Raw genomic sequence first — 23,092 nt, 5'->3', positions numbered from 1 at the left:
CTACTTGCCGTAGGGACTGCGGATGCCCAGCCCCGCGAGGATCTCGATCTCGTAGGCTTCCATCTCGTCGGCGTCGGCCTCGCTGGTCTCGTGGTCCCAGCCCTGCGCATGCAGCGTGCCGTGCACCAGCAGGTGCGCGTAGTGGTCGGCGAGCGTCTTGCGGTTTTCCTTCGCCTCGCGCGCCACCACCGGCGCGCACAGCACGAGGTCGGCCATCACCAGCGGGCTTTGCGCGTAGTCGAAGGTCAGCACGTTGGTCGCGTAGTCCTTGCCGCGGAACTCGCGGTTCAGGCGCTGGCCTTCGTCGGCATCGACGATGCGCACGGTGATCTCGCCGTCGATGTCGAGCGCGTGGCGGATCCATCGCGTCACGCTGTGACGCGGCAGCGCGGCGCGGTGGCGCTCTACGCCCTTGAAGCGCCCGAACTGCAGCGAGAGCGAAAGTGCGGGGAGCCTGGAGGCAGCCATCTCAGTGGCCTCCCGCGCGCTTGCGCTGGCCGTCGTAGGCATCGACGATCTTCGCCACCAGCGGATGCCGCACCACGTCCGCACTCGTGAAGTGCGTGATCGCGATGCCGTTCACCCGCTTGAGCACGCGCTCCGCATCGATCAGGCCGCTCAGCTGCTGCTTGGGCAGATCGATCTGGCTCACGTCGCCCGTCACCACCGCCTTGGCACCGAAGCCGATGCGCGTGAGGAACATCTTCATCTGCTCGACCGTGGTGTTCTGCGCCTCGTCGAGGATGACGAAGGCGTTGTTCAGCGTGCGTCCGCGCATGAAGGCCAGCGGCGCGATTTCGAGCGCGTTGCGCTCGAAGGCCTTCTGCACCTTCTCGTAGCCCATCAGGTCGTAGAGCGCGTCGTACAGCGGGCGCAGGTAGGGGTCGACCTTCTGCGTCAGGTCGCCCGGCAGGAAACCGAGCCGCTCGCCCGCTTCCACCGCGGGCCGCGTCAGCACGATGCGCTGCACGGTAGCGCGCTCGAGCGCATCGACCGCGCAGGCCACAGCGAGATACGTCTTGCCCGTGCCCGCAGGGCCGATGCCGAAGGTGATGTCGTGCTTGGCGATGTTGTCGAGGTAGATCGCCTGCGTGGGGGTGCGCGCGCGCAGGTCGGTGCGGCGGGTGACGAGCATCGCGAGGTCGTCGTCCCCGTCGAGCATCGAGCCGTCGCCGGCCAGCGTGAGTTGCACCACGGCCGGATCTATGACGCGCTGGGCGATTTCGTACAGCGCCTGCAGCACGTCCATTGCGCGCTGGGCGGAGGCCTTGGGGCCGTCGACCTTGAACTGTTCGTGGCGGTGCGCGATCTTCACGCCCAGCGCTTCCTCGATGCGGCGCAGGTGCGCGTCCAGAGGTCCGCACAGGTGGCCGAGGCGCGAATTGTTCAGTGGGGTAAAGGTGTGTCGCAGAATCACGCCGGACATTTCAAGGAAAAAGGGCACCCATGATAGGCAAACTGACCGGCACGCTCGCTGAGCGCAATCCGCCGCAGGTGGTGGTGGACTGCAACGGCGTCGGCTACGAGGTCGATGTGCCGATGAGCACGTTCTACAACCTCCCCGGCACCGGCGAGCGCGTGTCGCTGCTCACGCACTTCGTCGTGCGCGAGGACGCGCAGATTCTCTATGGCTTCGGCACGGCCGAGGAGCGGGCGGCTTTTCGCCAGCTCATCAAGATCACCGGCGTGGGGCCGCGCACGGCCCTGGGCCTGCTTTCGGGCATGAGCGTGGGCGAACTGTCGCAGGCGATCACGACGCAGGAACTGGGCCGGCTCGTGAAGATCCCGGGCATCGGCAAGAAGACCGCCGAGCGGCTGCTGCTGGAACTCAAGGGCAAGCTCGGCGCCGACATCGGCCTGCCGGCGCACGCGGCGTCGGACGCGCAGGCCGACATCCTCCAGGCGCTGGTTGCGCTCGGCTACAGCGACAAGGAAGCTGCGCTCGCGCTCAAGGCGCTGCCCAAGGATGCGACCGTGAGCGAAGGGATCAAGCTGGCGTTGAAGTCGCTGGCGAAGTGAGCGTGATTCAGGGCGCGCTCACGCCGACGGGGTACCTTGCTCCGCGAATGTCCCCCGGCCTGCGGCCTCCTCCTTTATTTCGCTGCGCAAGGCACCCCATCGGCGTGCGATGGACGCAGCGGTCGAACCGCCGGCATAAGCAGAGCGTCCGTGTGCGAATGGCACCGGGTGCTCCCCGCAGCGAAATAAAGGAGGAGGCCGCAGGCCGGGGGACATTCGCGGAGGGGAGTACCCGGTGCCATTCGCACGCCCCCTGAATCAAGCACACGCCAAAACACTCAGGGATGGATCTTCTCGCCCTTGGCCAGCATCTCCACGAACTGCGCAATGCGCCGCGCCCGCGTCTCGGGCTTCTTCGCGCCCTGCGTACGGAACAGCACTGCGAAGCGGTTGCGCGAATCGAGCGTGGCGAAGAACTTCGCGGCCTTCTTGTTCGTATCGAGCGCGGCCTGCAGGTCGGGCGGCACCGTCGCCGCGCTGACGCCCTCATAGGCCGCGTCCCAGCGGCCGTCGGCCTTCGCGCGTTCGATCTCGGCATGGCCGGCCGGCTGCATGCGGCCTTCCTCGATGAGCTTCAGCACCTTGGCGCGGTTGATCTGCGACCAGATGCTGCGCTTGGTGCGAGGCGTGAAGCGCTGCAGGAAGTACTGCGCGTCCTCGCTCTTGCGCTGGCCGTCGATCCAGCCCCAGCACAGCGCTTCTTCCAGTGCGGTGGGGTGGTCGATGGAGGCGAGGCCGCTGTCTTTCTTCGCGATGCGCAGCCACACGCCGGCGGCGGTGGCATGGTGGCGCTTGAGCCAGCGCGCCCACGAGGCGGCATTGGTGCACTCCACGGGCGTGTCGTGCGCAACACGCTCTTCCGCCTTGCTCACGGCACCCACCAGTAGCGCAACGCGTGAAAGTAGATCGGTGCCGCGAAGATCACCGAGTCGAGCCGGTCGAGCATGCCGCCGTGGCCCTCGATCATCGAACCCCAGTCCTTCACGCCGCGGTCGCGCTTGATGGCCGACATCACGAGGCCGCCGAAGAAGCCCATCAAACAGATGGTGAGCGCCATCAGCGCCGCCTGCCACGGGTTGAACGGCGTGGCCCAGTAGAGCGCCGCACCCAGCGCGGTGGCGCTCGCCACGCCGCCGACCAGGCCTTCCCAGGTCTTGGAGGGCGACAGCTCGGGCGCCACCTTGCGCCTGCCGAACAGCTTGCCCCACACGTACTGCAGCACGTCGCTGCCCTGCACCACGATCACGAGGAAGGCGATCAGCAGCAGGTTGCGGCCCTCGAAGCCCGGAATCTGCAACGTGAGCAGCGCGGGCACGTGGCTGATGCAGAACACGCACACCATCAGCCCCCACTGGATCTTCGAGGTGCGCTCCAGGAAGCGCTGCGTGTCGCCACCCATCGCCGCCAGGATGGGCAGCAGCAGGAAGGCATAGACCGGGATGTAGATCGAATACAGCCCGTACCAGTCGATCCAGATCAGGAAGTACTGCCCCGGCAGCGCGACGAAGAAAGCCAGCGCGATCGCCGCGTGGTCGCCGCGCCGCGTGTAGGCCAGGCTGATGAACTCGCGCAGCGCATAGAACGAGATCAGGTAGAACAGCACGATCACGCCGCCCTTGCCGAAGGCGAAGGCAATGCCGATCACCGCCACCATCACCCACCACGCATTGACGCGCGAGTTGAGGTTGTCGATCACCGAATGCGGCTGGCCGCTCGCCACCCGCCACTTGAGAAGCGCGCCGATGGACGAGGCCAGCACCAGCACGCCGAAGACGCCACCGAAGAGCCTGAGCGTGGTCCACGCGAAAGGAGAGAGCTCGATCATGCGGCCGTCCCTCCGTCTTGCCGGCCGTTGAGTTCGACGCGATCGTATTCTGGTCGCAGGTCGAGCATTGCCGCGCGCGCGCGGGCCAGGAACGACACCTTGTCTTCATCTTCCGCCAGCGTGATCGGCGTGCCGAAGCGCACCGTGCAGGCCAGCGGAATCGGCACCAGCACGCCCTTGGGCAGCACGCGCTTCAGGTTCTCGATCCACACCGGCACCAGCCGCACGTGGGGACAGGCGCGCGCCAGGTGGAACAGCCCGCTTTTCAGCGGCAGCAGGATGTCTTCGCCCGTGTTGCGCGTGCCCTCGGGGAACATGATGAGCGAGTCGCCGCCCTCCAGCGCCTCCTTCATCTGGTCGACCGGGTTGCCACCCTGGCCCGAGCCGTCGCGCCGGATCATCAGCGCGTTGAACACGTCCTTGCCGATGAAATTGCGCAGCTTCGAGGCTTCCCAATAATCCTGCCCCGCCACCGGCCGCGTGAGTCCGCGCAGGTCGGGCGGCAGCGTGGCCCACAGCAGCACGAAGTCGCCGTGGCTCGTGTGGTTGGCGAAGTACAGCGTCTGCTCGGCCTTCGGCGTGGTGCCCGACCAGATGGCGCGCACCCCCGTCAGCAGCCCGGCCGCGCCGATGATGAGCTTGCCGGCCACGACGGCGAGGCCGCGCCGCAGCACGGTGCTGTCGGGAGTGTTGTCGTTGTTCTTGTTTTCTTCTGTGGTCAAGACAAGTCCTGTGTCATCAAGGCAAGTAGGAACAGGGCGCTCTGGCAGGCCACCACGATGGCGTGGCGCTGCATGAGCTGGCGGGTGCCCTGCACGCGGTCGTCGAGCGGGCGGGGGGCGTGCTGCGACGGCGGCGGCTCGCGCAGCCCGAGGGCCGAGAGCGCGCGGTCGAGCGCATCGAGCGAGGCGACGCTGCCGCGCGCGAGGCCGTCGAACAGTGCCTCGTCGAAGCGCAGCCGGAACGCGAAGTAGCGCTCCAGCGCGCCGAGGATCACGACCGCGCCGAAGCCCATGGTGGCAGTGGTCGAGAGCGAGCGCAGCGTCAGCGCGAGCACCAGCGCAGAGATGCAGGTGAGCGCGAAGCCCCAGAGGGCCAGCAGCGCGATGGCGCGCAGCAGGCCCGCCAGCGCGGCGCAGGTGGTTCGTTCGTTGTCATCGGTCATGGGGCGGCACCTCCGGCAAAGGCTTGAAGGGCTCCAGCGACAGGCGCCACGCACCTCGCAGCACGATCTGCGGCCGTGCGCGGCGCACCGCGTCTTCGGCCTGGGCGACACCGCCGGCCGCGCCGTAGCGGCCCAGCCAGGCGATCGCCGCGGCCGCGCTGCGCGAGAAGCCGAGCGCGCAGCAGACCCACACTGTCGCACCATCCGCACTGCGCCGCTGGCCTTCGATGACGGCCGCCGCGCGCTGCAGGCGCACGGTGGGCGGCACCGTCAGGTCGAGCAACGGCACGCAGCGCGCATGCGGCACGCCGGCCGGCATCTGCAGCTCGGCGCACAGGCTCACCAGCCGGGGCTGCCCGGCGGCCAGCCATTCGGCGTGCGTCGGGCGGCGGCCGAGCCGCAGGCCGGGCACCACCTCGACCGAGGCCGGCAGCCTGCGCGTCCAGAGCCAGGCGTTGACGGCGGCGCCGAGCCGGTAGGGCGCCAGCATCCAGCGCGCTGCCCAGCCCATGCGGCCATGGCCGTTCATTTGAAAGCCGCGTGCGCCGAAGCCGGCGTAGTTCAGTGCCACCAGCGCGAGCGATGCGGCCGGCCATGCGAGCCACAGCGCGACGCCGCCGCCACGCAGCGCGGCAGCCAGGAACAGCGCCGCGCCGGCCGCATAGAACCCCGCCAGCTTCCAGCGCTGGGCGTCCCGCGTGCAGCGCCATGCGCGTGGCATCGACACCACGCGCTCCAGCGGCCACAGCCACACGCAGAACAACCCAAGCAGTGCGCCGGTCGGAATGTCGATGAAGTGGTGCTGCCACGTCGTGAGCACCGAGGCGCAGATGGCGAAGGCCCACAGGTGCAGCACCAGCCGCGCCCACAGGGGCCGAATGAACTGGCGGTACCAGTCCCACAGGATCACCGCCAGCGCGATGTGCAGCGAGGGCGCCTGGTTGAACGGCTGGTCGAAGCCGCGCAGCGCATTGAACAGGAAGGCCGGTGCCCCCTCGACCGGCGGCTGCCCGAAGCTGAAGTGCAGCGGCCAGACGATGAAGCAACTGCAGGCGATGAGCGTGGCAGTCACCAGCCGCAGCGCATGCCGGTCCAGCGTGTGCCGGCTGTGCGCGAGGAACAGCGACAGCGCGTAGAACACGTTGATCGTCCAGTACGGAAAGATCGTCCACGGCCAGAACGGCACCTGCCGCTCCCACTCGAAAGCCATCGACGGCACGTTCGCCCGCGTGGTCGCCCACCAGTTGGCGAGGCCATAGGTCGCATAGAACAGCGGCCCCAAGAACACCAGCCATGCGGCCGCGCGCTTCCAGGGCCGTCGTGCCGCAGGGGCGGTCATTGCGCGACGCGCACCGCCAGCGACACCGTGAAGATGCCCCACTCGTCGACCCGCTGGTCGATCTTGCGGAAGCCCGCTTCCTCCACCAGCTGGTCCATCTCGTGCTGCGTGCGGCGGCGCATCACCCAGGCTTCGCCCTGGCGGTGGCTGGTGAGGGCGCGCGCGATCATCTCGAGCTGCGGGTGCCAGGGTTGCCCGGTGTAGACGAGGTAGCCGCGGTCTTCCACCGCATCGCCCACGCCCGCGAGCGAGCGACGCACCATCTCGTTGTCGGGGAACAGCTCGTACAGGCCCGACACCACGGCCAGCGTGGGGCGCGGCGCCACGGTGGCGAGGCTCATGCGGTCGAAGGCGTCGGCCTGCACGAACTGCGCGACGTCTTCCAGGCCCTTCTCGGCGATGAGTGCGCGGCCGTCGCGCACGTTGATGTCGCTGTAGTCGCGCAGCAGGATCGAGCTGGCCTTCACGGGGCTTGCGAGCACCGCATCGAGCACGTAGCGGCCATGGCCCGCGGCGATGTCCATCACGCGCACTTCGCGGTGCATTTCGGCCAGGCGCTCCATGGCGATGCGGATCAGCTCCTCGACGTGGATCTTGCGCTGGCGGATGCCGCGCCAGCCGATGGAGTTCAGGTAGGTGTTGTCGATGGAGCGGCCGATGGCCGAGCTGCCCTGCGGGTGGTTGCGGTACACGTAGTCGAGCGTGCTGCCCGAGTCGAAGCCGGTGGCGTGGCCGAGCTTGATGCCTTCGGACATCGTGCCGCCCAGCTTCAGCCCGGCGCGGGTCATGGCCCAGTAGGCGCCGCGGGGCGACAGGGGCGACAGCGGCTCGGCCAGCGCGCGCGACTCGTCGGCCGTGTCGCCGCTCAGGTGCGCCTCGCGGCGGTCGACCGGCACGGCCAGCTCATCGAAGCGCTGCAGGATGAATTCGCGGATCGACGCCACCGCCGGCGCCCGGTCTTTCTCGCCCAGCGTGTCGTGGAAGAAGCCCGGCAGCTCGGTCTTGGTTTTGACCGCGCTGCCCAGGCGCTCGAAGAACTGGTGCTGCGGCTTGTGGTGCACCACCCAGTCGGCGCCCGAGATCAGCAGCTGCACCGGCAGCGTGATCGCGTTGGCGTCGGCCACCACGCGGTCGGCCGCCTCGTACAGGCCCAACAGGATGTTGACCGCGATGGGGCGGGAAATCAGCGGATCGCTCTCGTAGCTCGCGATGCGTTCCGGGTCATGCGTGAGGAACTTCGCCTTCACGTAGCTGTTGACGAAGAACAGGCCGCGCAGCTTGTGCATCAGCCCGAGCCCGGCGCGCGCGAACGGCACATACAGCTTCACCTTGAAGGCCGGCGAGGCGAGCGTGAGGCCGCGCACCTTGGGTGCGTAGTCGTGCGCCCAGGTGGCGATCAGCACCGCGCCCACGCTCTGCGCGACGACGTGGATGTCCTGCTCAGGCACGCCGTGCGCGCTGCCGATGTGCTGCACGAAGGTCTGCACATCGCGCACCGAGGTGCCGAAGCTGGGGCTGTAGCCGCGCTGCCCGGGCGAGCGGCCGTGGCCACGCGCGTCCCAGGCGAAGAAGTCGAAGTCGGGCAGGTTGAGCTCGTCGACCAGGTGCGCCATGCGCGCACCGTGCTCATGGCCGCGGTGAAACAGCACGATGGCGCCGCGCCGCGTGGCGCCGGTGGCCGGCCAGTGGCGGTAGAAGAGCGATTCGCCGTCGTGCGTCTGGAAGTGATGCTCGGCGGCAATGCGTGGAGTGGTGTCGTTCATTGAATCCCTGTGATCCTTGGTTCTTGTCTTGTTCAGTGGCGGTCGGCCGCGTCGGCCTCGGCCAGCGCGCGGCGGATGCGGTTGACGGTGGTCCAGGCCACCAGCGCGGCCAGCAGCGGCATCAGCCAGGCCGTCCAGCCAGGCAGCGGCCAGCCCAGCGCCACGTAGAGGCCGAGCGCGCCGAACACGAAGGCCCGGTCGCTCTTGCCCAGCGGGCCGTCGTAGCGGCGCGAGGCGCCCACCGTGGGGCCCAGCGCGCCGGCGAATTCGCTCAGCCCGGCCAGCACGATCACCGCGCCGACCCAGAACGGGCTGAACGGCGCCACCAGCGCAAAGGGCAGGTAGAGCGCGGCGTCGGAGACCACGTCGGTCAGTTCATTGAGAAAGGCGCCCAGCCTGCTCTGCTGGTTGTGCTCGCGCGCCAGCATGCCGTCGATGGCGTTGAAGGCCATGCGCAGGAACATCCACAGCGGAATGAGCGCGAAGGCGCGCAGAGAAGGCGCCGCGAAGAACAGCCAGAGCCCGAGCGCGACCGACACCACGCATGCCGCCAGCGTGACCTGGTTGGCGGTGACGCCCATCGCATGCAGGCGGACCACCAGCGGCCGCAGCAGGGCCTGGAAACGCGGCTTCAGTTCGTAGATCGACACGTGCTGGCTTCCCCTCGCTTGTTATATGGCCGGATACACGGCCGGAGCATTCTGCCAGTGTGGCAGGCACTAAACTCGCCTTCGAAGAACCCCCTCGCAATGACCATCCAGACCGACGACTTCGCGCCCGCCCCCCAACGCGTGGTGTCCGCTGCCCCCGCTTCGCCCAACGAAGAGGCGATCGAACGGGCCCTGCGCCCGAAGCTGCTCGACGAGTACGTCGGCCAGGCCAAGGTGCGCGAGCAGCTCGAGATCTTCATCGGCGCTGCGCGCAAACGCCAGGAGGCGCTCGACCACGTGCTGCTGTTCGGCCCGCCCGGCCTGGGCAAGACCACGCTGTCGCACATCATCGCGGCGGAGCTCGGCGTGAACCTGCGCCAGACCTCGGGCCCGGTGCTCGAGAAGCCCAAGGACCTGGCGGCCCTGCTGACCAACCTCGAGCCGAACGACGTGCTCTTCATCGACGAGATCCACCGGCTGAGCCCGGTCGTCGAGGAAATCCTGTACCCCGCGCTGGAGGACTACCAGATCGACATCATGATCGGCGAGGGCCCCGCGGCGCGCAGCATCAAGCTCGACCTGCAGCCCTTCACGCTGGTGGGCGCCACCACGCGCGCCGGCATGCTGACCAACCCGCTGCGCGACCGCTTCGGCATCGTCGCGCGGCTGGAGTTCTACACGCCCGAAGAGCTGGCGCTCATCGTGCATCGCAGCGCCGGCCTGCTCAAGGTCGAGACCGACGCGGCCGGCGGCTTCGAGATCGCGCGCCGCTCGCGCGGCACACCCCGCATCGCCAACCGGCTGCTGCGCCGCGTGCGCGACTACGCGGATGTGAAGGGCAATGGCCGCATCACCGAAGACATCGCGCACAGGGCGCTCGCCATGCTCGACGTCGACCCGCAGGGCTTCGACCTGATGGACCGCAAGCTGCTCGAAGCCGTGATCCATCGTTTCGATGGCGGCCCGGTGGGGCTCGACAACGTCGCGGCCAGCATCGGCGAGGAGCGCGACACCATCGAGGACGTGATCGAGCCCTACCTCATCCAGCAGGGCTACCTGCAGCGCACGCCGCGCGGGCGCATCGCCACGCTGGCCGCGTACCGGCACCTGGGCGTGGCGCCGCCTTCGGGCCGTTCTGACGGACAAGACCTGTTTGGAGTCTGAAGACATATGCACACCCATGACCTGAGTGCCTGGCAGCACGACCATCATTTCGGCGCCGACACCGCTTCGGCCGAGCGCAGCACGCGCCTCGTGATGTGGATCACCGCCGTGATGATGGTGGTCGAGATCGGTGCCGGCTGGTGGTTCAACTCGATGGCGCTGCTGGCCGATGGCTGGCACATGAGCTCGCATGCGCTGGCCATCGGGCTGAGCGCGTTTGCGTATGCAGCCGCTCGGCGTTATGCGCGTGACCCGCGCTTTGCCTTCGGCACCTGGAAGATCGAGGTGCTCGGCGGCTTCGCGAGTGCGCTGGTGCTGCTGGGCATCGCGGCGCTGATGGTGGTGGGCTCGCTGGAGCGGCTGTGGTCGCCTTCGGCGATCCACTACCCCGAAGCCATTTCGGTGGCGGTGCTGGGGCTGGTGGTCAACCTGGTCTGCGCGCGGCTGCTGGGCGGGGCGCATCACCACCATCATCACGGGCACGACCACGGACATGGGCATGACCACGACCACGACCATGCACACGGCGATCACGGCCACGACCTGAACCTGCGCTCCGCCTACATCCACGTCGTGGCCGATGCCGCCACTTCGGTGCTGGCCATCGCGGCGCTGCTCGGCGGCTGGTTCTACGGCTGGGCCTGGCTCGACCCGGCGATGGGCATCGTCGGCGCGGTGCTGGTGGCGGTCTGGGCCAAGGGGCTGCTGAAGCAAACCGGCAAGGTGCTGCTCGACCGCGAGATGGACCACCCCGTCACCGAAGAAATCCGCGAAGGCGTCGAGACGATGCTGGCCGATTCGGAGACGCGCGTGGCCGATCTGCATGTGTGGCGCGTGGGGCGCGACGCGTATGCCTGCGCGCTGACGGTGGTGACGCATTCGATGACGCTGACGGCCGACGAGGTGCGCGCCTGCTTCTCGATGCACGAGGAAATCCGCCACTCGACGGTCGAAATCCAGCGCTGCGTGGATTGAGCAGGTCTTACTCCTTCCCCTTTCGGGGGAAGGTTGGGATGGGGGCAGGCAGAGCGTGCCCGGTGGTGGCGCCGCTTGCCCCCACCCCGGCCCTCCCCCAGCGGGGGAGGGGAGAAATGCGAAGTCAACGTCCGGCCACGCGTCACCGGAATGTCACGGCAGCGCCATCATGCGGTCACGCCGCGGTGGGAGCCTACCCGTCCATGCAACGCGACGACGCTTTCCTCCGCGCATGGCGCGACACCGCGACCCGGGCCCTCGACCCGGAGGACGACGATCGCGCTCGTCCACCCCTGCAATTCCGCACCCTGTGGATCTCCGACCTGCACCTGGGCACGCCCGGCTGCCAGGCGCGTGCGCTGCTCGACTTCCTGAAGCACACCGAGTGCGAGACCCTGTTCCTGGTCGGCGACATCATCGACGGCTGGCAACTCAAGCGGCACTGGTACTGGCCGCAGGCGCACAACGACGTGATCCAGAAGCTGCTGCGCAAGGCGCGCAAGGGCACGCGCGTGATCTTCATCCCGGGCAACCACGACGAATTCGCGCGCAAGTACCTGCACCACAACTTCGGCGGCATCGACGTGGCCGAGGAATGGATTCATGAAACCGCCGACGGCCGAAAGCTGTGGATCATCCACGGCGACCTGTTCGACGGCGTGATCCAGTGCGCCAAGTGGCTTGCCTACGTGGGCGATTCGCTCTACGAGTTCACGCTCAAGCTCAACCGCCACCTCAACTCGCTGCGCGCGCGCATGGGGCTGCCGTACTGGTCGCTCTCGAAGTACCTCAAGGGCAAGGTCAAGCGCGCGGTGAGCTACGTGGGCGACTTCGAGAACGCCGTGGCCCGCGAAGCCCGCAAGCGCGGCGCGCAGGGCGTGGTCTGCGGCCACATCCACCACGCCGAGATGCGCGACATCGACGGCATCCTCTACTGCAACGACGGCGACTGGGTCGAGAGCCTGACGGCGCTGGCCGAGCATGCCGACGGAACGCTGGAAATCATCGACTGGGCGAAGCACATGCCCGTGCCGGCGAAGGCCGTGCCGCAGCGCGAAGCCGTCGCGGCCTGAACGACGCGCTCAGCCTTTGCGCGCCGGGCCGTTCGCCGTGTGACCGAGCTGGTCGCGCCAGGCGTCGTAGTGCCTGAACATGCTCTTGCCCAGTTCGTCCATCCACAGCCACCAGGCCAGGGCGAGGTTCTCGGGCCCAGGGGGCTCCGCCGCTTCCCGCAGCGCAGGGGCCGGCGGTTCGGGCAGTTCGTAGTCGCACAGCCGTTCGACGCTGGCGTGCGAGAAGCCGGGAATGACAGAGCTCAAGGTTGCTTCCTTCGAAGGGGGCGCACTTTCTGTGACGCCCGGAACGACTCCCGTACGAATTGAAACATCGGCCTGCGCGCCGGACCATCGGACTATCCCGAATAAATGAAAACAAAAGTCTTCGCTAAGGATTGACACGAAGCGCGGCTCGTCGCGTGCGCATTCGTCGCTTCCGACGATGCCTGCAGGGCGCCTGCGCGCCAAGATGGCGCTACACGGCAGGCGTTCGTTCCGCGCGGAGCCGAAGGAGACGAGGCATGGCGGGTCCACTGCAGGGGTTGCGGGTCATCGAGATGGCGGGCATCGGCCCCGGGCCGTTCTGCGCGATGCTGTTTGCCGACATGGGCGCGGAGGTGATCCGCATCGCGCGTCCGGGCACGCAGCCCGATGCGCACGACATCCTCGCGCGCGGCCGCAGCACGCTGCAGGCCGACCTGCGCGCGGAAGGCGCGGCGCAATCCGTGCTCGATGCCGTCGAGAAGGCCGACGTGCTCATCGAAGGTTTCCGCCCCGGCGTCATGGAGCGGCTGGGCCTCGGCCCCGCGCCGTGCCACGCGCGCAACCCGCGCCTGGTCTACGGCCGCATGACCGGCTGGGGCCAGCACGGCCCGCTGGCGCATGCCGCGGGGCACGACATCAACTACATCGCCATCAGCGGCGCACTGCATGCCATCGGCCGCGCGGGCGAGCCGCCCGTGCCGCCGCTCAACTACGTGGGCGACTTCGGCGGCGGCGCGATGCTGCTGGCCTTCGGCATCCTCGCCGCGCTGCACGAGGCGAAGCAGTCGGGGCAAGGGCAGGTGGTCGATGCCGCCATGACCGATGGCGCGGCGCTGCTGTCGGCCATGATGTACGGCCTCAAGTCGGCCGGCCGCTGGAGCAACCAGCGCGGCGAGAACATGCTCGACGGCGGCGCGCATTTCTACGACACCTACGCCTGCGCCGACGGCAGGTACGTGGCCGTGGGCGCCATCGAGCCGCAGTTCTACGCGCTCCTGCGCGAGCGCTGCGGCATCGGCGACGACCCCGCCTTCGACGCGCAGATGGACGCCGACCGCTGGCCGCTGCTCAAGCTGCGCATGGCCGACCTGTTCCGCACCCGCACGCGCGACGAATGGTGCGTGCTGCTCGAAGGCAGCGATGCCTGCTTCGCGCCCGTGCTCGACTGGGACGAGGCCCCCGAGCATCCGCACAACGTGGCGCGCGGCACCTTCGCCAACGTGGGCGGCGTGATGCAGCCCGCGCCCGCGCCGCGCTTCAGCCGCACCGCGCCGGTCGTGCCGCCGGCCGCCGCGCGCGACGACGGCGAGACCGTGCTGCGCCGCTGGGGCGTGGCGGCCCACGCCATCGCACCGCTGTGCGCTTCCTGACGAAGCAAGCCGACGACAACGAAGAAAGGCGACATGGCCATCGATTTCCGCCGCTCCTGGAGCGATGAAGACCTGGAGCTGTACCGCGACAACGTGGTGCGCTTCATCGAAACCGAAGTGCTCCCGCACGACGAGGAAGCCCGCAGGCGCGGCCACGTGGGCCACGAGGTCTGGCGCAAGGCCGGCGCGCTCGGCTTGCTGTGCGCGGACATTCCCGAGCAATACGGCGGCGCCGGCGGCGACTTTCGCCATGAAGCCGTGTTCTACGAGGAGATGTCGCGCCGCGCGCTCACCGGCATGGCGACCTCGGTGCACAGCATCGTGGCGCACTACTTCCTCAACCACGGCACCGAGGCGCAGAAGCGCAGCTACCTGCCGCGCATGGCGCGCGGCGAGCTGGTCGGCGCCATCGCCATGACCGACCCCGGCGCAGGCTCCGACCTGCAGGGCGTGCGCACCCGCGCCGGGAAGACGGACGGCGGCTACCTCATCAACGGCTCCAAGACCTTCATCACCAACGGCTTCCTTGCCGGCGTGGTGCTGGTGGTGTGCAAGACCGATCCGTCGCAGGGCGCCAAGGGCACGTCGATCCTCATCGTCGAGACCGAGGGCTGCCAGGGCTTTCGCGTGGGCCGCGTGCTCGACAAGATCGGCATGAAGGCGCAGGACACCTCGGAGCTCTTCTTCGACGACGTGCGCGTGGGTGCCGACGCCCTGCTGGGCGGCGTGGAAGGGCAGGGCTTCTTCCAGCTCATGGGCGACCTGCCGTACGAGCGCACCATCATCGGCCTGAGCGCGTTGGCCACCATGGAAGGCGCCTACCAGGCCACGCTGGACTACGTGCGCGACCGCAAGGCCTTCGGCAAGCCGATTGCCGAGTTCCAGAACACCCGGTTCAAGCTGGCCGAGATCGCCACGCAGATCAAGGTGGGCCGCGCCTTCATCGACCGCTGCGTGGAAGACCTCGTGGCCGGCAGGCTCGACACCGCCACCGCCTCGATGGCCAAGCTCTGGGGCTCGGAGGCGCAGGGCCGCGTGATCGACGAGTGCCTGCAGCTGTTCGGCGGCTACGGCTTCATGAACGAATATATGGTGGCGCGCATGTACGCCGACGCGCGGGTGCAGCGCATCTACGGCGGCACCAACGAGATCATGAAGGAGGTGATTTCGAGGGCGCTGTGACCAGCGCGTTCAGGACAGCCGCCGGATCTCCGCCCGCGCAATTTCGCGGTGGTGGTACGACGGCGAGAGGCCGATGAACTGCGTGTACTTCTCGCGCGCCGCATCGGGATGGCCCGCGTCTTCCAGCTCCAGCGCTTCCAGCGTGAACTGGGTGAAGAGCCGGTTGGCATCGTTCTCGCGCGGCGAAGCGGCCAGCGACCCGGGCTGCAGCTCGGGCTGCGCGGTGTAGATCTTTCGCTGCACCTCGATCACCTCGATCAGTGCGCGGCCGATGCGCTGGATGTTCTCGTCCACGGGACCGAGATCGGTCGTCCGCACATCCGCCGCGGCCTGGTCCAGCAGGTGCGAGGCCACGCGCAGCAAGCGGTGAAGCTGCTTGTATTTCATGGGCGGGCCGCTCCGTGCATGCGGCTGCTACCGGTCTTCGCCGCTTCCGCGAAGACGTTTTCTTGCAGGACTCTCATCCGCCGGCCCGTTTCGCGCCGGAGGCCGTGCGCTGCGAGGCCGCACTCGCTGCGGCTTCCTCGGTGCGCTGCTTGTCGGCGAGCTGGCGCTCCCGCTCGGCGATGGCCAGGCTCTTGGCCACGTCGGTGCCGTGCACCTTCACCGAGAACGCCTTGCTCACGCTGCCCTTGCCCGTTGTGTAGGTGATGGCCAGCCAGTAGCCGGGATGGCTCGGCTTGGGCGCCTTGAAGTGGACACCACTCACGCCGCTGGTGTTGTTGCGCCGGGTGATCTCCGACTTCGAGCGCTTGGCCGTGCGCGGCCCGGGCGCATGGGCCGACAGCCCCATGCGGATCGCCTCCTCGGCCGGGTGTATGCGCGCCAGCCCCGTCATGCGCTTGAGCTGCTGCGCGCGCTCCTGGACGGCCAGCGCCTGCGCGGCGTCGCCCAGCTCCGCGACGGGGAAGTCGGTGCGAAGGATTTCGTCCGGCGCGATGTAGGTCTTGGCCATCCACGCCCGCACGCGGCCGCCCGGTGCCAGGTGGTGGAACACGCCCGGCACGCCGGTGCTGTTGTTGGCGCGGCGCTTCTCGGCCCGCACGCGGCGCGCCTGTGGCGGCACGTTGCGCACGATGAAGTCGCGCCAGTCCTGCGCATGGAGCAACGCCTGCTCCGCGCCGCCATAGCTGGCCTTGCCGAACAGCCTGTGGTGGCGAACACCGTTGCGTACGATGGAAACTTCGAAACCCCAGGGCCTGGAGTAAATGCCGTACATGGCTGCCGGATTGGGGATTCCTTTGGGCATTCTCGACGTGATGCTGCTGCTCTCAGCGGTGCTGATTCCGATGGACTCCCCGAGTTGCCTGCCGCTCCTTGGCGCACGCATTTCGCAGCTATTTTGGCCGAAGCGCAATGACAACTCCGCGGAGGCAGTCATGCACGGGACAATGCAGTAAAAGGGCCTCATCACTGCTGCGGCCTCGTCTCGACGGCCGCCTGGCCGTGCCGGCTGGCCTCCCGCCGGCGGGAAGGGGCGAGCGTGCCGGTATCAGGCATCAGCTTCTGCTCGAGCTGGCGCTCGCGCTCCTCGATGGCCAGCAGCTTGGCCTTCTCGGGGCCGTGCTCCTTGATGGAGAAAGCCTTGCTCACGCTGCCCTTGCCCGTGGTGTAGGTGATGGCGAGCCAGTAACCCGGATGGCCGGGGTTGGGCACCTTGAAATGCACGCCACTCACGCCGCTGGAATTGGTGCTGCGCTTGATCTCGGACTTCGAGCGCTTGGGCGACAGCAGCCCGGCGGGAAAGGCCGGCGGGCTCTTGCGGATCGTTTCCTCGGCCGGATGCAGCCTGGCCAGCCCGGCCATGCGCTCCAGCTGCCGTGTCCGCTCCTCGACGGCCAACTCCTGCGCGGCCTCACCCACCGCGTTCACCGGAAAGTCGGTGCGCAGGATCTCGTCGTGCCCGATGTAGGTCTTGGCGACCCAGGCCCGCACCCTGCCGTCCGAGGCGACCTGGCGGAAGACGCCGGACACGCCGGTGGTGTTGTTGATCCGCAGCTTCTCGGCCCGGGTGCGCCGCGGCACCGGCGGCACGCTGCGCACGATGCCGTCGCGCCAGTCCTGCGCCTGCAGCAGCGCCTGCTCCTCGCTGCCGTAGCTGGCGCGGCCGAACTGCTTGTAGTAGCGCGTGCCGTTGCGCACGATCGACACCTCGAAGCCCCAGGCACGGCGATAGATGCCGTACATGGCGGCAGGATTCGGGGTTCCTTTGGGCATGGTGGCTCCGGCTTTCGCCGCTCCCTTACTCGCTATCTGTTGCCTGCCGTCGCGGCAGTTGGAAGACTCTGACCTCTGGAGGAATCCTAGGGATTGGCCAATGGCCGGGGAATCACCGGAATCGGTAGTAATCGGGGGCGCCGGCGTGAGTCATGCTGGACAAGGTTGCCGGCCCTGCAAAACGGCGGCGACGGACGGGCAGTGTCCGCCTAGCGGATCACCCCGAGCTTGCGCGCAATCGCCACCGCCTGCGTCCGGCTCTTCGCATCGAGCTTCATGTTGATGTTGCGCAGGTGCGTGCGCACCGTGCTGTCCGACACGAACAGCTTTTCCGCCATCGCGTTGTTCGAGTACCCTTCGGCCAGCAGCTGCAGCACGCGGATCTCCTTGCGGGTCAGCGGCTCCTTCATCGCATCGGCCGCGGGTGCTTCCACCTCGCCACTGCCGGCCGGCCCGGCCGCCTGCAGCAGCCGTTGCAGGTGATCGGCGAGTATCGGATCGCTGCTGCCGCGCGTGCTCTCCTGCATGGCCGCCGCATACCGGTGCAACAGCGTGCCCACCACCGGGCCTTCGTCGAGGATCAGCCGCATGAATCCTTCCTGGCTCGCCGCCTGCAGCACCTCGCCGATCTGCTCGATCGCGGCGGCCGCATCGCCGATGCGTTGCAGCGCCAGCGCGCGCAGCACCCTGAGCTTGAGCGCGCGCCGGTTGCGGGCCGAGGCCAGCGCCGCATGCAGTTCCGCGTCGAGCGCGCCCAGTGCCGCGCGCGCATCGCCGAAGGCGATTTCCCAGCGGGCCTTTGCCAGCGCGAGGTAGTCGAGGTCGTGCGCAGGCAGGCGCTGCCGCCGCTCGCTGTCCCACAGCGCGGGGTCGTCGGCGCGCAGCAGTTCGTCGCGCGATGCGGGACCGTTGCCCTGCAGAAGCAGCATGCGCGAGCGCTCCAGCTTCGCGCCCGCCACCACGCGCGGCAGCTGGCGGTGGTGGCCCAGGTATTCGAGCTCGGTCAGCGCCTGGAACGCGGTGTCGATGTCGCCCGCATGGAACGCGAGCCGCGAGCGCATCACGTGGCTCAGGATCATGTGGTCAGGCAGGCCCACGTCGCGCGCCAGCGGCAGGTACACGTTCAACAGATGCTCGGCCTGCACCAGCTGGTTGGTCTCGTACACGGCGCCCGCGTACAGCACGCCCGCCCATGCATTGCCATGGCTGTGGTTGTACGACACCGCATGCGTGGAATCGACCGCCATGCGCAGCCGCGCGGTGGCCTGCCGCAAGCGGCCTTCCTGCAGGTCGAACAGGCCGGCCAGCGACTCGGTGTACATGCGGTTGAAGGTGCTGTTGCCCTGCTCGCGCCGCGCGGCGTCGAGCAGGCGCCGTGCCTCGTGCGGGTCGCCGCGCACGGCCAGGATGTGAGCCATGGCGTTGAGCAGCACGCTGTCGGCGAAGGCCAGGCCGGTGGGCAGGCGCGCCAGGCTCTGGCGGCCCGCTTCATAGGCTTCGTCGTGGCGGTCCTGCATCGCCAGCAGCAGGGGCACCAGCGTGTGGGCGCTTGCACGTACCTCGGCAATGGGGCTGTCGAGGCAGCCCGACTTTTCGAGCTGCCGCATCGCGTCCCACGGGCCGTGCGTGAAGCAGGTGGCCCACAGCGAGATGGGCTGCAGGAACGGATGCTCGCGCAGCTGGTGTTCGGGAATGGCAGAGAACCAGCGTGCCAGCATGCGCATGCGGCCCTGCTCCAGGAATTGCGTCGCGTAGCTGTCGAGCAGGGTCAGCGCATACGGATGGTCGCCGCCTTCGATCGCGTGATCGATGGCGGGCACAGGGCGGTCGTGCGACTCGTACCAGCCCGAGGCCGCGAGGTGCAGGCGCTCCAGCTCGCCAGGCAGTTCGCGCGCCAGCTGCGCGCGCAGGAAGTCGGCAAACAGGCTGTGATAGCGCCATGCACCGCCGTCGCCGCTCACGGGCGTGAGGAACAGGTTCGACGCGGCCAGCCGTTCGAGGATGGCTGCGCAGTCCACGCGCGGGCACAGCGTCTGGCACACCGATGCATCGAGTTGCCGCAGGATGCTGGTGCGCAGCAAGAAGTCGCGGATGTCCTGCGGCTGGTTCGCGAGCACGTCTTCGGCCAGGTAGTCGGCAACGGCGCGGTCCGAGCCCGAGAAGCGTTCGACAAAACCGGCGCCGGTGCCATGCCGCTCCAACGCCATCGACGCGAGCCAGATCGCGGCCACCCAGCCTTCGGTCTTGCGGTGCAGCTGCGACAGCGTCTCGGCCGGCAGCGCCTGGGCCGCACGGGGCCGGCGCAGGCCGAAGAAGGCGCTGGTCTCCTCGAGGCTGAAGCGCAGGCGGTCGGTGTCGATCTCCATCAGCTGGCCGCGCGCGCGCAGCCGCCCCAGGCCCAGGTCGGGCAGGCTGCGCGAGCCGATCACGATCTGCCCGCCGCGCGGCAGGTGCTCGACCATCTCGCGCACCACGCCCAGCACCGCCGGCTCCTGCACCCTTTCGAAGTCGTCGAGGAACAGCGTGAAAGGCGAGTCGTGCGCGGCCAGTGCGGCCACCGCATCGAAGGGCGCGTTGGCGCGCGGCTCTTCCACGCCCATGCGCTGTACGGCTTCGGCCAGGCAGTGGAGAAAGCGCGAGACGTCGTTGTCGGCGCGGTCCAGCGTGAGCCATGCCGTGGCCACGCCCTGCGCCTCCCTGCGCTCACGGATCTGCGCCATGGCCGTCGTTTTGCCGAAGCCGGCCGGCGCCCGCACGAGCACCAGCTTCACGGCCGCCGCAGCGATCTCCTCGCCGATGGCTGTGCGCTGCACCTGCGTGGCGACGAAGGCCGGCGGGTTGAGCTTGGTTTCGAGAATCCGGGGTGTGGGGGACTGCATGCGGAGGCGAAATCCCGTCGTTTCCGACGATGTGTGCGGTCGATTCTGCTTCCTAAACTGGCGGGGGACAAACCCGAAAAGACACCTCAAGGACACCCAGAGATGCAACTCGATTCCAGCATTGCCGCCGTCGTCACCGGCGGTGCCTCGGGCCTCGGCGCCGCCACCGCGCGCCGCCTTGCCGGCCATGGCGTGAAGGTCGCGCTGTTCGACCTCAACGCCGAACAGGGCGAGGCCCTGGCGAAGGAACTGGGCGGCGTGTTCTGCAAGGTCGACGTCACCTCCGAAGAGCAAATCGACGCGGCGTTCGCCAAGGCGCGCGCGGCACACGGCCAGGAGCGCTTGCTCGTCAACTGCGCCGGCACCGGCAATGCGGTGAAGACCGCGAGCCGCGACAAGACGACGGGCGAGATCAAGCACTTTCCGCTCGCGAACTTCGACCGCATCATCCAGATCAACCTCGTTGGCACCTTCCGCTGCATCGCCAAGTCGGCGGCCGGCATGCTCACGCTCGACATGCTGGAAGACGGCGAGCGCGGTGCCATCGTCAACACCGCCTCGGTGGCCGCGCAGGACGGGCAGATGGGACAGGCCGCCTACACCGCATCGAAGGCCGGCATCGTCGGCATGACGCTGCCCATCGCGCGCGACCTCATGGGCGAGGGCATCCGCGTGAACACCATCCTGCCGGGCATTTTCGACACGCCGCTGCTGCAGGGCGCACCCGACAACGTGAAGGCCGCGCTGGCGGCGTCGGTGCCGTTTCCCAAGCGGCTGGGCAAGCCGGCGGAGTACGCGACGCTGGCGGAGCTGATGATCACCAACGGCTATTTCAACGGCGAGAGCGTGCGGCTCGATGGGGCCATTCGCATGGCGCCGCGCTGACCCGAACCATCTTGCGAACACAGGAGAACCCCATGCCCGAAGCATTCATCGTCGCCGCCGCCCGCACCGCCGGAGGCCGCCGCAACGGCCGCCTTGCCGGCTGGCACCCGGCCGACCTCGCCGCTCAGGTGCTCGATGCGCTGGTGGCGCGCACCGGTGCCGACCCCGCGCTGGTCGAGGACGTCATCATGGGGTGCGTCGGCCAGGCCGGCGAGCAGGCATCGAACATCGCGCGCAACGCGGTGCTGGCCTCGCGCTTGCCGGAGTCGGTGCCGGCCACCTCGGTCGACCGGCAGTGCGGCTCGTCGCAGCAGGCGCTGCATTTCGCGGCGCAGGCCGTGATGTCGGGCAGCATGGACATCGTCATCGCCGCCGGCGTGGAAAGCATGACGCGCGTGCCGATGGGCCTGCCCACCACGCTGCCGCTGAAGAACGGCCTGGGCTTCTACGTGAGCCCTTCGATGCAGAAGCGCTACCCCGACGTCCAGTTCAGCCAGTTCACCGGCGCCGAGATGATCGCCAGGAACTACGGCATCGAGAAAGACGAGCTCGACCGCTATGGGCTCGAAAGCCACCGGCGCGCCATCGCGGCCACCCGGGCCGGCCACTTCGAGCGGGAGATCGTGCCCGTGGCGGTGCGACTGGCCGACGGTTCCGAGACCGGCGAGCAGCACGCCACCGACGAAGGCATCCGCTACGACGCCACGCTGGAGAGCATCGCGGCCGTCAAGCTCATCGCCGAAGGCGGGCGCTGCACGGCGGCCACCGCCAGCCAGATCTGCGACAGCGCGAGCGGCCTGATGGTCGTGAACGAGAACGGCCTGAAGACGCTGGGCGTGGAGCCGCTGGCGCGCATCCATCACATGAGCGTGATGGGCCACGACCCGGTCATCATGCTGGAGGCGCCGCTACCCGCCACGCAGCGCGCGCTGAAGAAGGCGGGCATGAAGATCGACGACATCGACCTGTACGAAGTCAACGAGGCCTTCGCGCCGGTGCCGCTGGCCTGGCTGCAGGTGCTGGACGCCGACCCGGCCCGGCTGAACGTGAACGGCGGCGCGATCGCGCTGGGCCATCCGCTCGGCGCGTCGGGCACCAAGCTGATGACCACGCTGGTTCACGCGCTGGGCCAGCGCGGCAAGCGCTACGGCCTGCAGACGATGTGCGAAGGCGGCGGGATGGCCAATGTGACCATTGTCGAGCGGTTGTGAGCTTGGTGCGAGCGCGTCGCCCGTCAGCGATTCATTCGGACACGCATGCGTCGAGCCATCGAATGGCGGGATGCACGCCGGGCAGGGCGCACGCTGCGGCCTCGCGCATCAACCGTAGCCCCTTGTTGCTGTTGGCGAACAGCACGACGGCCGACTGTTCTGCCACGCTGCCCATGGCGAACGCACGGGTGCCATCCATCTTCCCCCATTGGAAGAAGGTGCCGTGGTTCGGCTCCAGCCCCCAGCCGAGACCCCAACCTACCTCGGGATCCAGTTCGGTTTCCGTGGGCGCGCCGCGCAGGCGCTCCGCGCTCTCCTTGGGTACATGCGCATGGCAGGTCAGCCATGCGCGGTGGGTGGCTTCCTTCAGCCGCTCGCCGCGCAGCACTGCGCCGAGAAAGGCGCCGTAGTCGGCTGCCGTCGTGTGCAGCGAAAAAGAGGCGCTGGCTGGGTAGCGCGGCACGTCCACGGATGCTTCGCCTTCGTGCGGGGCAGCGAGGTTGTCCTGGAGGCTGGCCGGCTGTTCGAGGCTCGACGACCGCATGCCCAGCGGATCGAACACCAGTTGCCGCATCGTTGCCTCGAGCGGCTCGCCGGTGATCGCCGTCATGACAGATTGAAGATGGTTGAAGCCGACGCTGGAATAGCTGAACCACTCGCCGGGCTGGAAGTGGACTTGCAGTGGCTGGTTCTTCGCTCTCAGGTTGGGCAGGCCGCAGGTGTGCGTAAGCAGATGACGCGCGGTAATGGCCGCGAAGGCAGCATCGCCCGGCAGCACCGTCGGAACGAAGTGCGCCAGCGATTCGTCTAGCGTCAGTTCGCCGGCGTCCACCAGCTGCAGTGCGGCGTAGGCCACGATCGGCTTGGTGAGCGACGCGGCCTGGAATACGGTCTGCGTGTTGACGGGTGCGTTGTCGAGCGTGTTCCTGACCCCGAGGGCGGCCAGCGCGTCTACTTTTCCGTGGCGCAGCACGGCCATCGACACACCCGGGATGCCTGCGGCTTCCATCAGGGGCCGCAGCCGGTCTTCGAGTGTTGTCAAAGTGATGGAATTCATTCGCGGTTCCGCTCGCATGTCGCATGCGGCTCTGATTAGATGGCATTGACAGCTTTGATCAGCACCCAATCG

General features: G+C 68.4%; 23 protein-coding genes. 8 read left to right on the top strand and 15 right to left on the bottom strand.

All coding sequences use genetic code 11. From position 1 onward, the window contains the following. A complete protein-coding gene (ybeY, locus tag ASD05_RS19060) occupies positions 1-468 on the bottom strand; it encodes an rRNA maturation RNase YbeY (RefSeq protein ID WP_007827968.1) in 468 nt (155 codons plus the stop codon). Position 469: 1 nt separating this feature from the next. Next, complete coding sequence (locus tag ASD05_RS19055; protein ID WP_200955458.1) at positions 470-1,426, bottom strand: PhoH family protein; 957 nt, start codon at positions 1,424-1,426, stop codon at positions 470-472. A gap of 20 nt (positions 1,427-1,446) precedes the next feature. Between ASD05_RS19055 and ruvA the strand changes: the two genes are divergently transcribed. Continuing rightward, complete coding sequence (ruvA, locus tag ASD05_RS19050) at positions 1,447-2,019, top strand: Holliday junction branch migration protein RuvA (RefSeq protein ID WP_007827972.1); 573 nt, start codon at positions 1,447-1,449, stop codon at positions 2,017-2,019. 278 nt (positions 2,020-2,297) lie between these two features. Here the strand turns inward: ruvA and ASD05_RS19045 are convergent, their stop codons facing one another. From ASD05_RS19045 to ASD05_RS19015, 7 genes are read right to left on the bottom strand one after another with little or no spacing between them, the layout of a single operon-like run. Then, positions 2,298-2,891 carry a YdeI/OmpD-associated family protein gene (locus ASD05_RS19045; RefSeq protein ID WP_056595918.1) on the bottom strand — a complete coding sequence of 198 codons (594 nt, stop codon included), beginning with the start codon at positions 2,889-2,891 and terminating at the stop codon, positions 2,298-2,300. Continuing rightward, the gene (locus ASD05_RS19040; RefSeq protein ID WP_007827976.1) at positions 2,888-3,844 is read right to left on the bottom strand and encodes a phosphatidate cytidylyltransferase; all 957 of its coding nucleotides are present in this window, start codon (positions 3,842-3,844) and stop codon (positions 2,888-2,890) included. The genes ASD05_RS19045 and ASD05_RS19040 overlap by 4 nt, the downstream gene beginning before the upstream one ends. Then, the gene (locus ASD05_RS19035) at positions 3,841-4,518 is read right to left on the bottom strand and encodes a lysophospholipid acyltransferase family protein (protein ID WP_056595915.1); all 678 of its coding nucleotides are present in this window, start codon (positions 4,516-4,518) and stop codon (positions 3,841-3,843) included. The genes ASD05_RS19040 and ASD05_RS19035 overlap by 4 nt, the downstream gene beginning before the upstream one ends. 44 nt (positions 4,519-4,562) lie before the next feature. Continuing rightward, positions 4,563-5,009, bottom strand: coding sequence for a hypothetical protein (locus ASD05_RS19030; RefSeq protein ID WP_056595551.1), 447 nt, complete (start codon positions 5,007-5,009; stop codon positions 4,563-4,565). Further along, positions 4,999-6,348 (bottom strand): phosphatase PAP2/dual specificity phosphatase family protein, encoded by a 1,350-nt coding sequence (locus tag ASD05_RS19025; RefSeq protein ID WP_056595547.1) that lies wholly within the window; start codon positions 6,346-6,348, stop codon positions 4,999-5,001. Before ASD05_RS19025 ends, ASD05_RS19030 begins: the two co-directional genes overlap by 11 nt. Then, positions 6,345-8,111 carry a bifunctional alpha/beta hydrolase/class I SAM-dependent methyltransferase gene (locus tag ASD05_RS19020; protein ID WP_056595544.1) on the bottom strand — a complete coding sequence of 589 codons (1,767 nt, stop codon included), beginning with the start codon at positions 8,109-8,111 and terminating at the stop codon, positions 6,345-6,347. The genes ASD05_RS19025 and ASD05_RS19020 overlap by 4 nt, the downstream gene beginning before the upstream one ends. Positions 8,112-8,143: 32 nt before the next feature. Then, on the bottom strand, positions 8,144-8,761 hold the full coding sequence (locus tag ASD05_RS19015) for a CDP-alcohol phosphatidyltransferase family protein (protein ID WP_056595540.1): 618 nt from the start codon (positions 8,759-8,761) through the stop codon (positions 8,144-8,146). A 99-nt stretch (positions 8,762-8,860) separates the two neighbouring features. Between ASD05_RS19015 and ruvB the strand changes: the two genes are divergently transcribed. The 3 genes from ruvB (at position 8,861) to ASD05_RS19000 (ending at position 11,973) form a co-directional block, all read left to right on the top strand. Further along, positions 8,861-9,925: a Holliday junction branch migration DNA helicase RuvB gene (gene ruvB, locus ASD05_RS19010; RefSeq protein WP_056595537.1), complete on the top strand. Its 1,065-nt coding sequence runs from the start codon at positions 8,861-8,863 to the stop codon at positions 9,923-9,925. 6 nt (positions 9,926-9,931) lie between these two features. Then, complete coding sequence (dmeF, locus tag ASD05_RS19005; RefSeq protein WP_056595534.1) at positions 9,932-10,900, top strand: CDF family Co(II)/Ni(II) efflux transporter DmeF; 969 nt, start codon at positions 9,932-9,934, stop codon at positions 10,898-10,900. A gap of 203 nt (positions 10,901-11,103) precedes the next feature. Then, entirely contained in the window at positions 11,104-11,973 is an 870-nt protein-coding gene (locus tag ASD05_RS19000; protein ID WP_056595531.1) for a UDP-2,3-diacylglucosamine diphosphatase, read from the top strand. Positions 11,974-11,982: 9 nt separating this feature from the next. Here the strand turns inward: ASD05_RS19000 and ASD05_RS18995 are convergent, their stop codons facing one another. Then, a complete protein-coding gene (locus ASD05_RS18995; protein WP_056595528.1) occupies positions 11,983-12,219 on the bottom strand; it encodes a hypothetical protein in 237 nt (78 codons plus the stop codon). Between the two features lie 257 nt (positions 12,220-12,476). Between ASD05_RS18995 and ASD05_RS18990 the strand changes: the two genes are divergently transcribed. Together ASD05_RS18990 and ASD05_RS18985 are read left to right on the top strand one after the other, a co-directional pair. Then, positions 12,477-13,589: a CaiB/BaiF CoA transferase family protein gene (locus ASD05_RS18990; protein ID WP_056595525.1), complete on the top strand. Its 1,113-nt coding sequence runs from the start codon at positions 12,477-12,479 to the stop codon at positions 13,587-13,589. Positions 13,590-13,622: 33 nt separating this feature from the next. Continuing rightward, entirely contained in the window at positions 13,623-14,771 is a 1,149-nt protein-coding gene (locus ASD05_RS18985) for an acyl-CoA dehydrogenase family protein (RefSeq protein ID WP_056595521.1), read from the top strand. Between the two features lie 9 nt (positions 14,772-14,780). On the opposite strand, the gene ASD05_RS18980 is transcribed toward ASD05_RS18985, so the two are convergent. The 4 genes from ASD05_RS18980 to ASD05_RS18960 form a co-directional block, all read right to left on the bottom strand. After that, positions 14,781-15,158 (bottom strand): hypothetical protein, encoded by a 378-nt coding sequence (locus ASD05_RS18980; protein WP_056595518.1) that lies wholly within the window; start codon positions 15,156-15,158, stop codon positions 14,781-14,783. A 73-nt stretch (positions 15,159-15,231) separates the two neighbouring features. Next, entirely contained in the window at positions 15,232-16,020 is a 789-nt protein-coding gene (locus ASD05_RS18975) for an AP2 domain-containing protein (protein WP_235508034.1), read from the bottom strand. A 161-nt stretch (positions 16,021-16,181) separates the two neighbouring features. Further along, entirely contained in the window at positions 16,182-16,988 is an 807-nt protein-coding gene (locus tag ASD05_RS18965; protein ID WP_056595508.1) for an AP2 domain-containing protein, read from the bottom strand. Positions 16,989-17,197: 209 nt separating this feature from the next. Continuing rightward, on the bottom strand, positions 17,198-19,867 hold the full coding sequence (locus ASD05_RS18960) for a LuxR C-terminal-related transcriptional regulator (protein WP_056595505.1): 2,670 nt from the start codon (positions 19,865-19,867) through the stop codon (positions 17,198-17,200). Positions 19,868-19,969: 102 nt separating this feature from the next. Here ASD05_RS18960 and ASD05_RS18955 point away from each other — a divergent pair, with 102 nt between their 5' ends. Together ASD05_RS18955 and ASD05_RS18950 are read left to right on the top strand one after the other, a co-directional pair. Then, positions 19,970-20,752, top strand: a complete 783-nt coding sequence (locus tag ASD05_RS18955; protein WP_056595502.1) for an SDR family NAD(P)-dependent oxidoreductase — start codon at positions 19,970-19,972, stop codon at positions 20,750-20,752. Between the two features lie 32 nt (positions 20,753-20,784). After that, positions 20,785-21,963 carry an acetyl-CoA C-acetyltransferase gene (locus ASD05_RS18950; protein ID WP_056595499.1) on the top strand — a complete coding sequence of 393 codons (1,179 nt, stop codon included), beginning with the start codon at positions 20,785-20,787 and terminating at the stop codon, positions 21,961-21,963. A gap of 31 nt (positions 21,964-21,994) precedes the next feature. Here the strand turns inward: ASD05_RS18950 and ASD05_RS18945 are convergent, their stop codons facing one another. Then, the gene (locus ASD05_RS18945; protein WP_162248896.1) at positions 21,995-23,020 is read right to left on the bottom strand and encodes a serine hydrolase domain-containing protein; all 1,026 of its coding nucleotides are present in this window, start codon (positions 23,018-23,020) and stop codon (positions 21,995-21,997) included. Positions 23,021-23,092 lie beyond the last annotated feature (72 nt).

This window comes from Variovorax sp. Root434 (genome assembly GCF_001426595.1).
Lineage (GTDB): Bacteria > Pseudomonadota > Gammaproteobacteria > Burkholderiales > Burkholderiaceae_C > Variovorax.
Note: the sequence above shows the minus strand (reverse complement) of the source record. Positions and strands in the feature narration are given on the sequence as shown.

Coding starts and splice junctions, on each gene's coding strand:
- ybeY (WP_007827968.1), bottom strand. CDS start 468: ATGGCTGCCTCCAGGCTCCCCGCACTTTCGCTCTCGCTGCAGTTCGGG.
- ASD05_RS19055 (WP_200955458.1), bottom strand. CDS start 1,426: ATGTCCGGCGTGATTCTGCGACACACCTTTACCCCACTGAACAATTCG.
- ruvA (WP_007827972.1), top strand. CDS start 1,447: ATGATAGGCAAACTGACCGGCACGCTCGCTGAGCGCAATCCGCCGCAG.
- ASD05_RS19040 (WP_007827976.1), bottom strand. CDS start 3,844: ATGATCGAGCTCTCTCCTTTCGCGTGGACCACGCTCAGGCTCTTCGGT.
- ASD05_RS19030 (WP_056595551.1), bottom strand. CDS start 5,009: ATGACCGATGACAACGAACGAACCACCTGCGCCGCGCTGGCGGGCCTG.
- ASD05_RS19025 (WP_056595547.1), bottom strand. CDS start 6,348: ATGACCGCCCCTGCGGCACGACGGCCCTGGAAGCGCGCGGCCGCATGG.
- ASD05_RS19020 (WP_056595544.1), bottom strand. CDS start 8,111: ATGAACGACACCACTCCACGCATTGCCGCCGAGCATCACTTCCAGACG.
- ruvB (WP_056595537.1), top strand. CDS start 8,861: ATGACCATCCAGACCGACGACTTCGCGCCCGCCCCCCAACGCGTGGTG.
- dmeF (WP_056595534.1), top strand. CDS start 9,932: ATGCACACCCATGACCTGAGTGCCTGGCAGCACGACCATCATTTCGGC.
- ASD05_RS19000 (WP_056595531.1), top strand. CDS start 11,104: ATGCAACGCGACGACGCTTTCCTCCGCGCATGGCGCGACACCGCGACC.
- ASD05_RS18990 (WP_056595525.1), top strand. CDS start 12,477: ATGGCGGGTCCACTGCAGGGGTTGCGGGTCATCGAGATGGCGGGCATC.
- ASD05_RS18985 (WP_056595521.1), top strand. CDS start 13,623: ATGGCCATCGATTTCCGCCGCTCCTGGAGCGATGAAGACCTGGAGCTG.
- ASD05_RS18980 (WP_056595518.1), bottom strand. CDS start 15,158: ATGAAATACAAGCAGCTTCACCGCTTGCTGCGCGTGGCCTCGCACCTG.
- ASD05_RS18975 (WP_235508034.1), bottom strand. CDS start 16,020: ATGCCCAAAGGAATCCCCAATCCGGCAGCCATGTACGGCATTTACTCC.
- ASD05_RS18965 (WP_056595508.1), bottom strand. CDS start 16,988: ATGCCCAAAGGAACCCCGAATCCTGCCGCCATGTACGGCATCTATCGC.
- ASD05_RS18960 (WP_056595505.1), bottom strand. CDS start 19,867: ATGCAGTCCCCCACACCCCGGATTCTCGAAACCAAGCTCAACCCGCCG.
- ASD05_RS18955 (WP_056595502.1), top strand. CDS start 19,970: ATGCAACTCGATTCCAGCATTGCCGCCGTCGTCACCGGCGGTGCCTCG.
- ASD05_RS18950 (WP_056595499.1), top strand. CDS start 20,785: ATGCCCGAAGCATTCATCGTCGCCGCCGCCCGCACCGCCGGAGGCCGC.
- ASD05_RS18945 (WP_162248896.1), bottom strand. CDS start 23,020: ATGAATTCCATCACTTTGACAACACTCGAAGACCGGCTGCGGCCCCTG.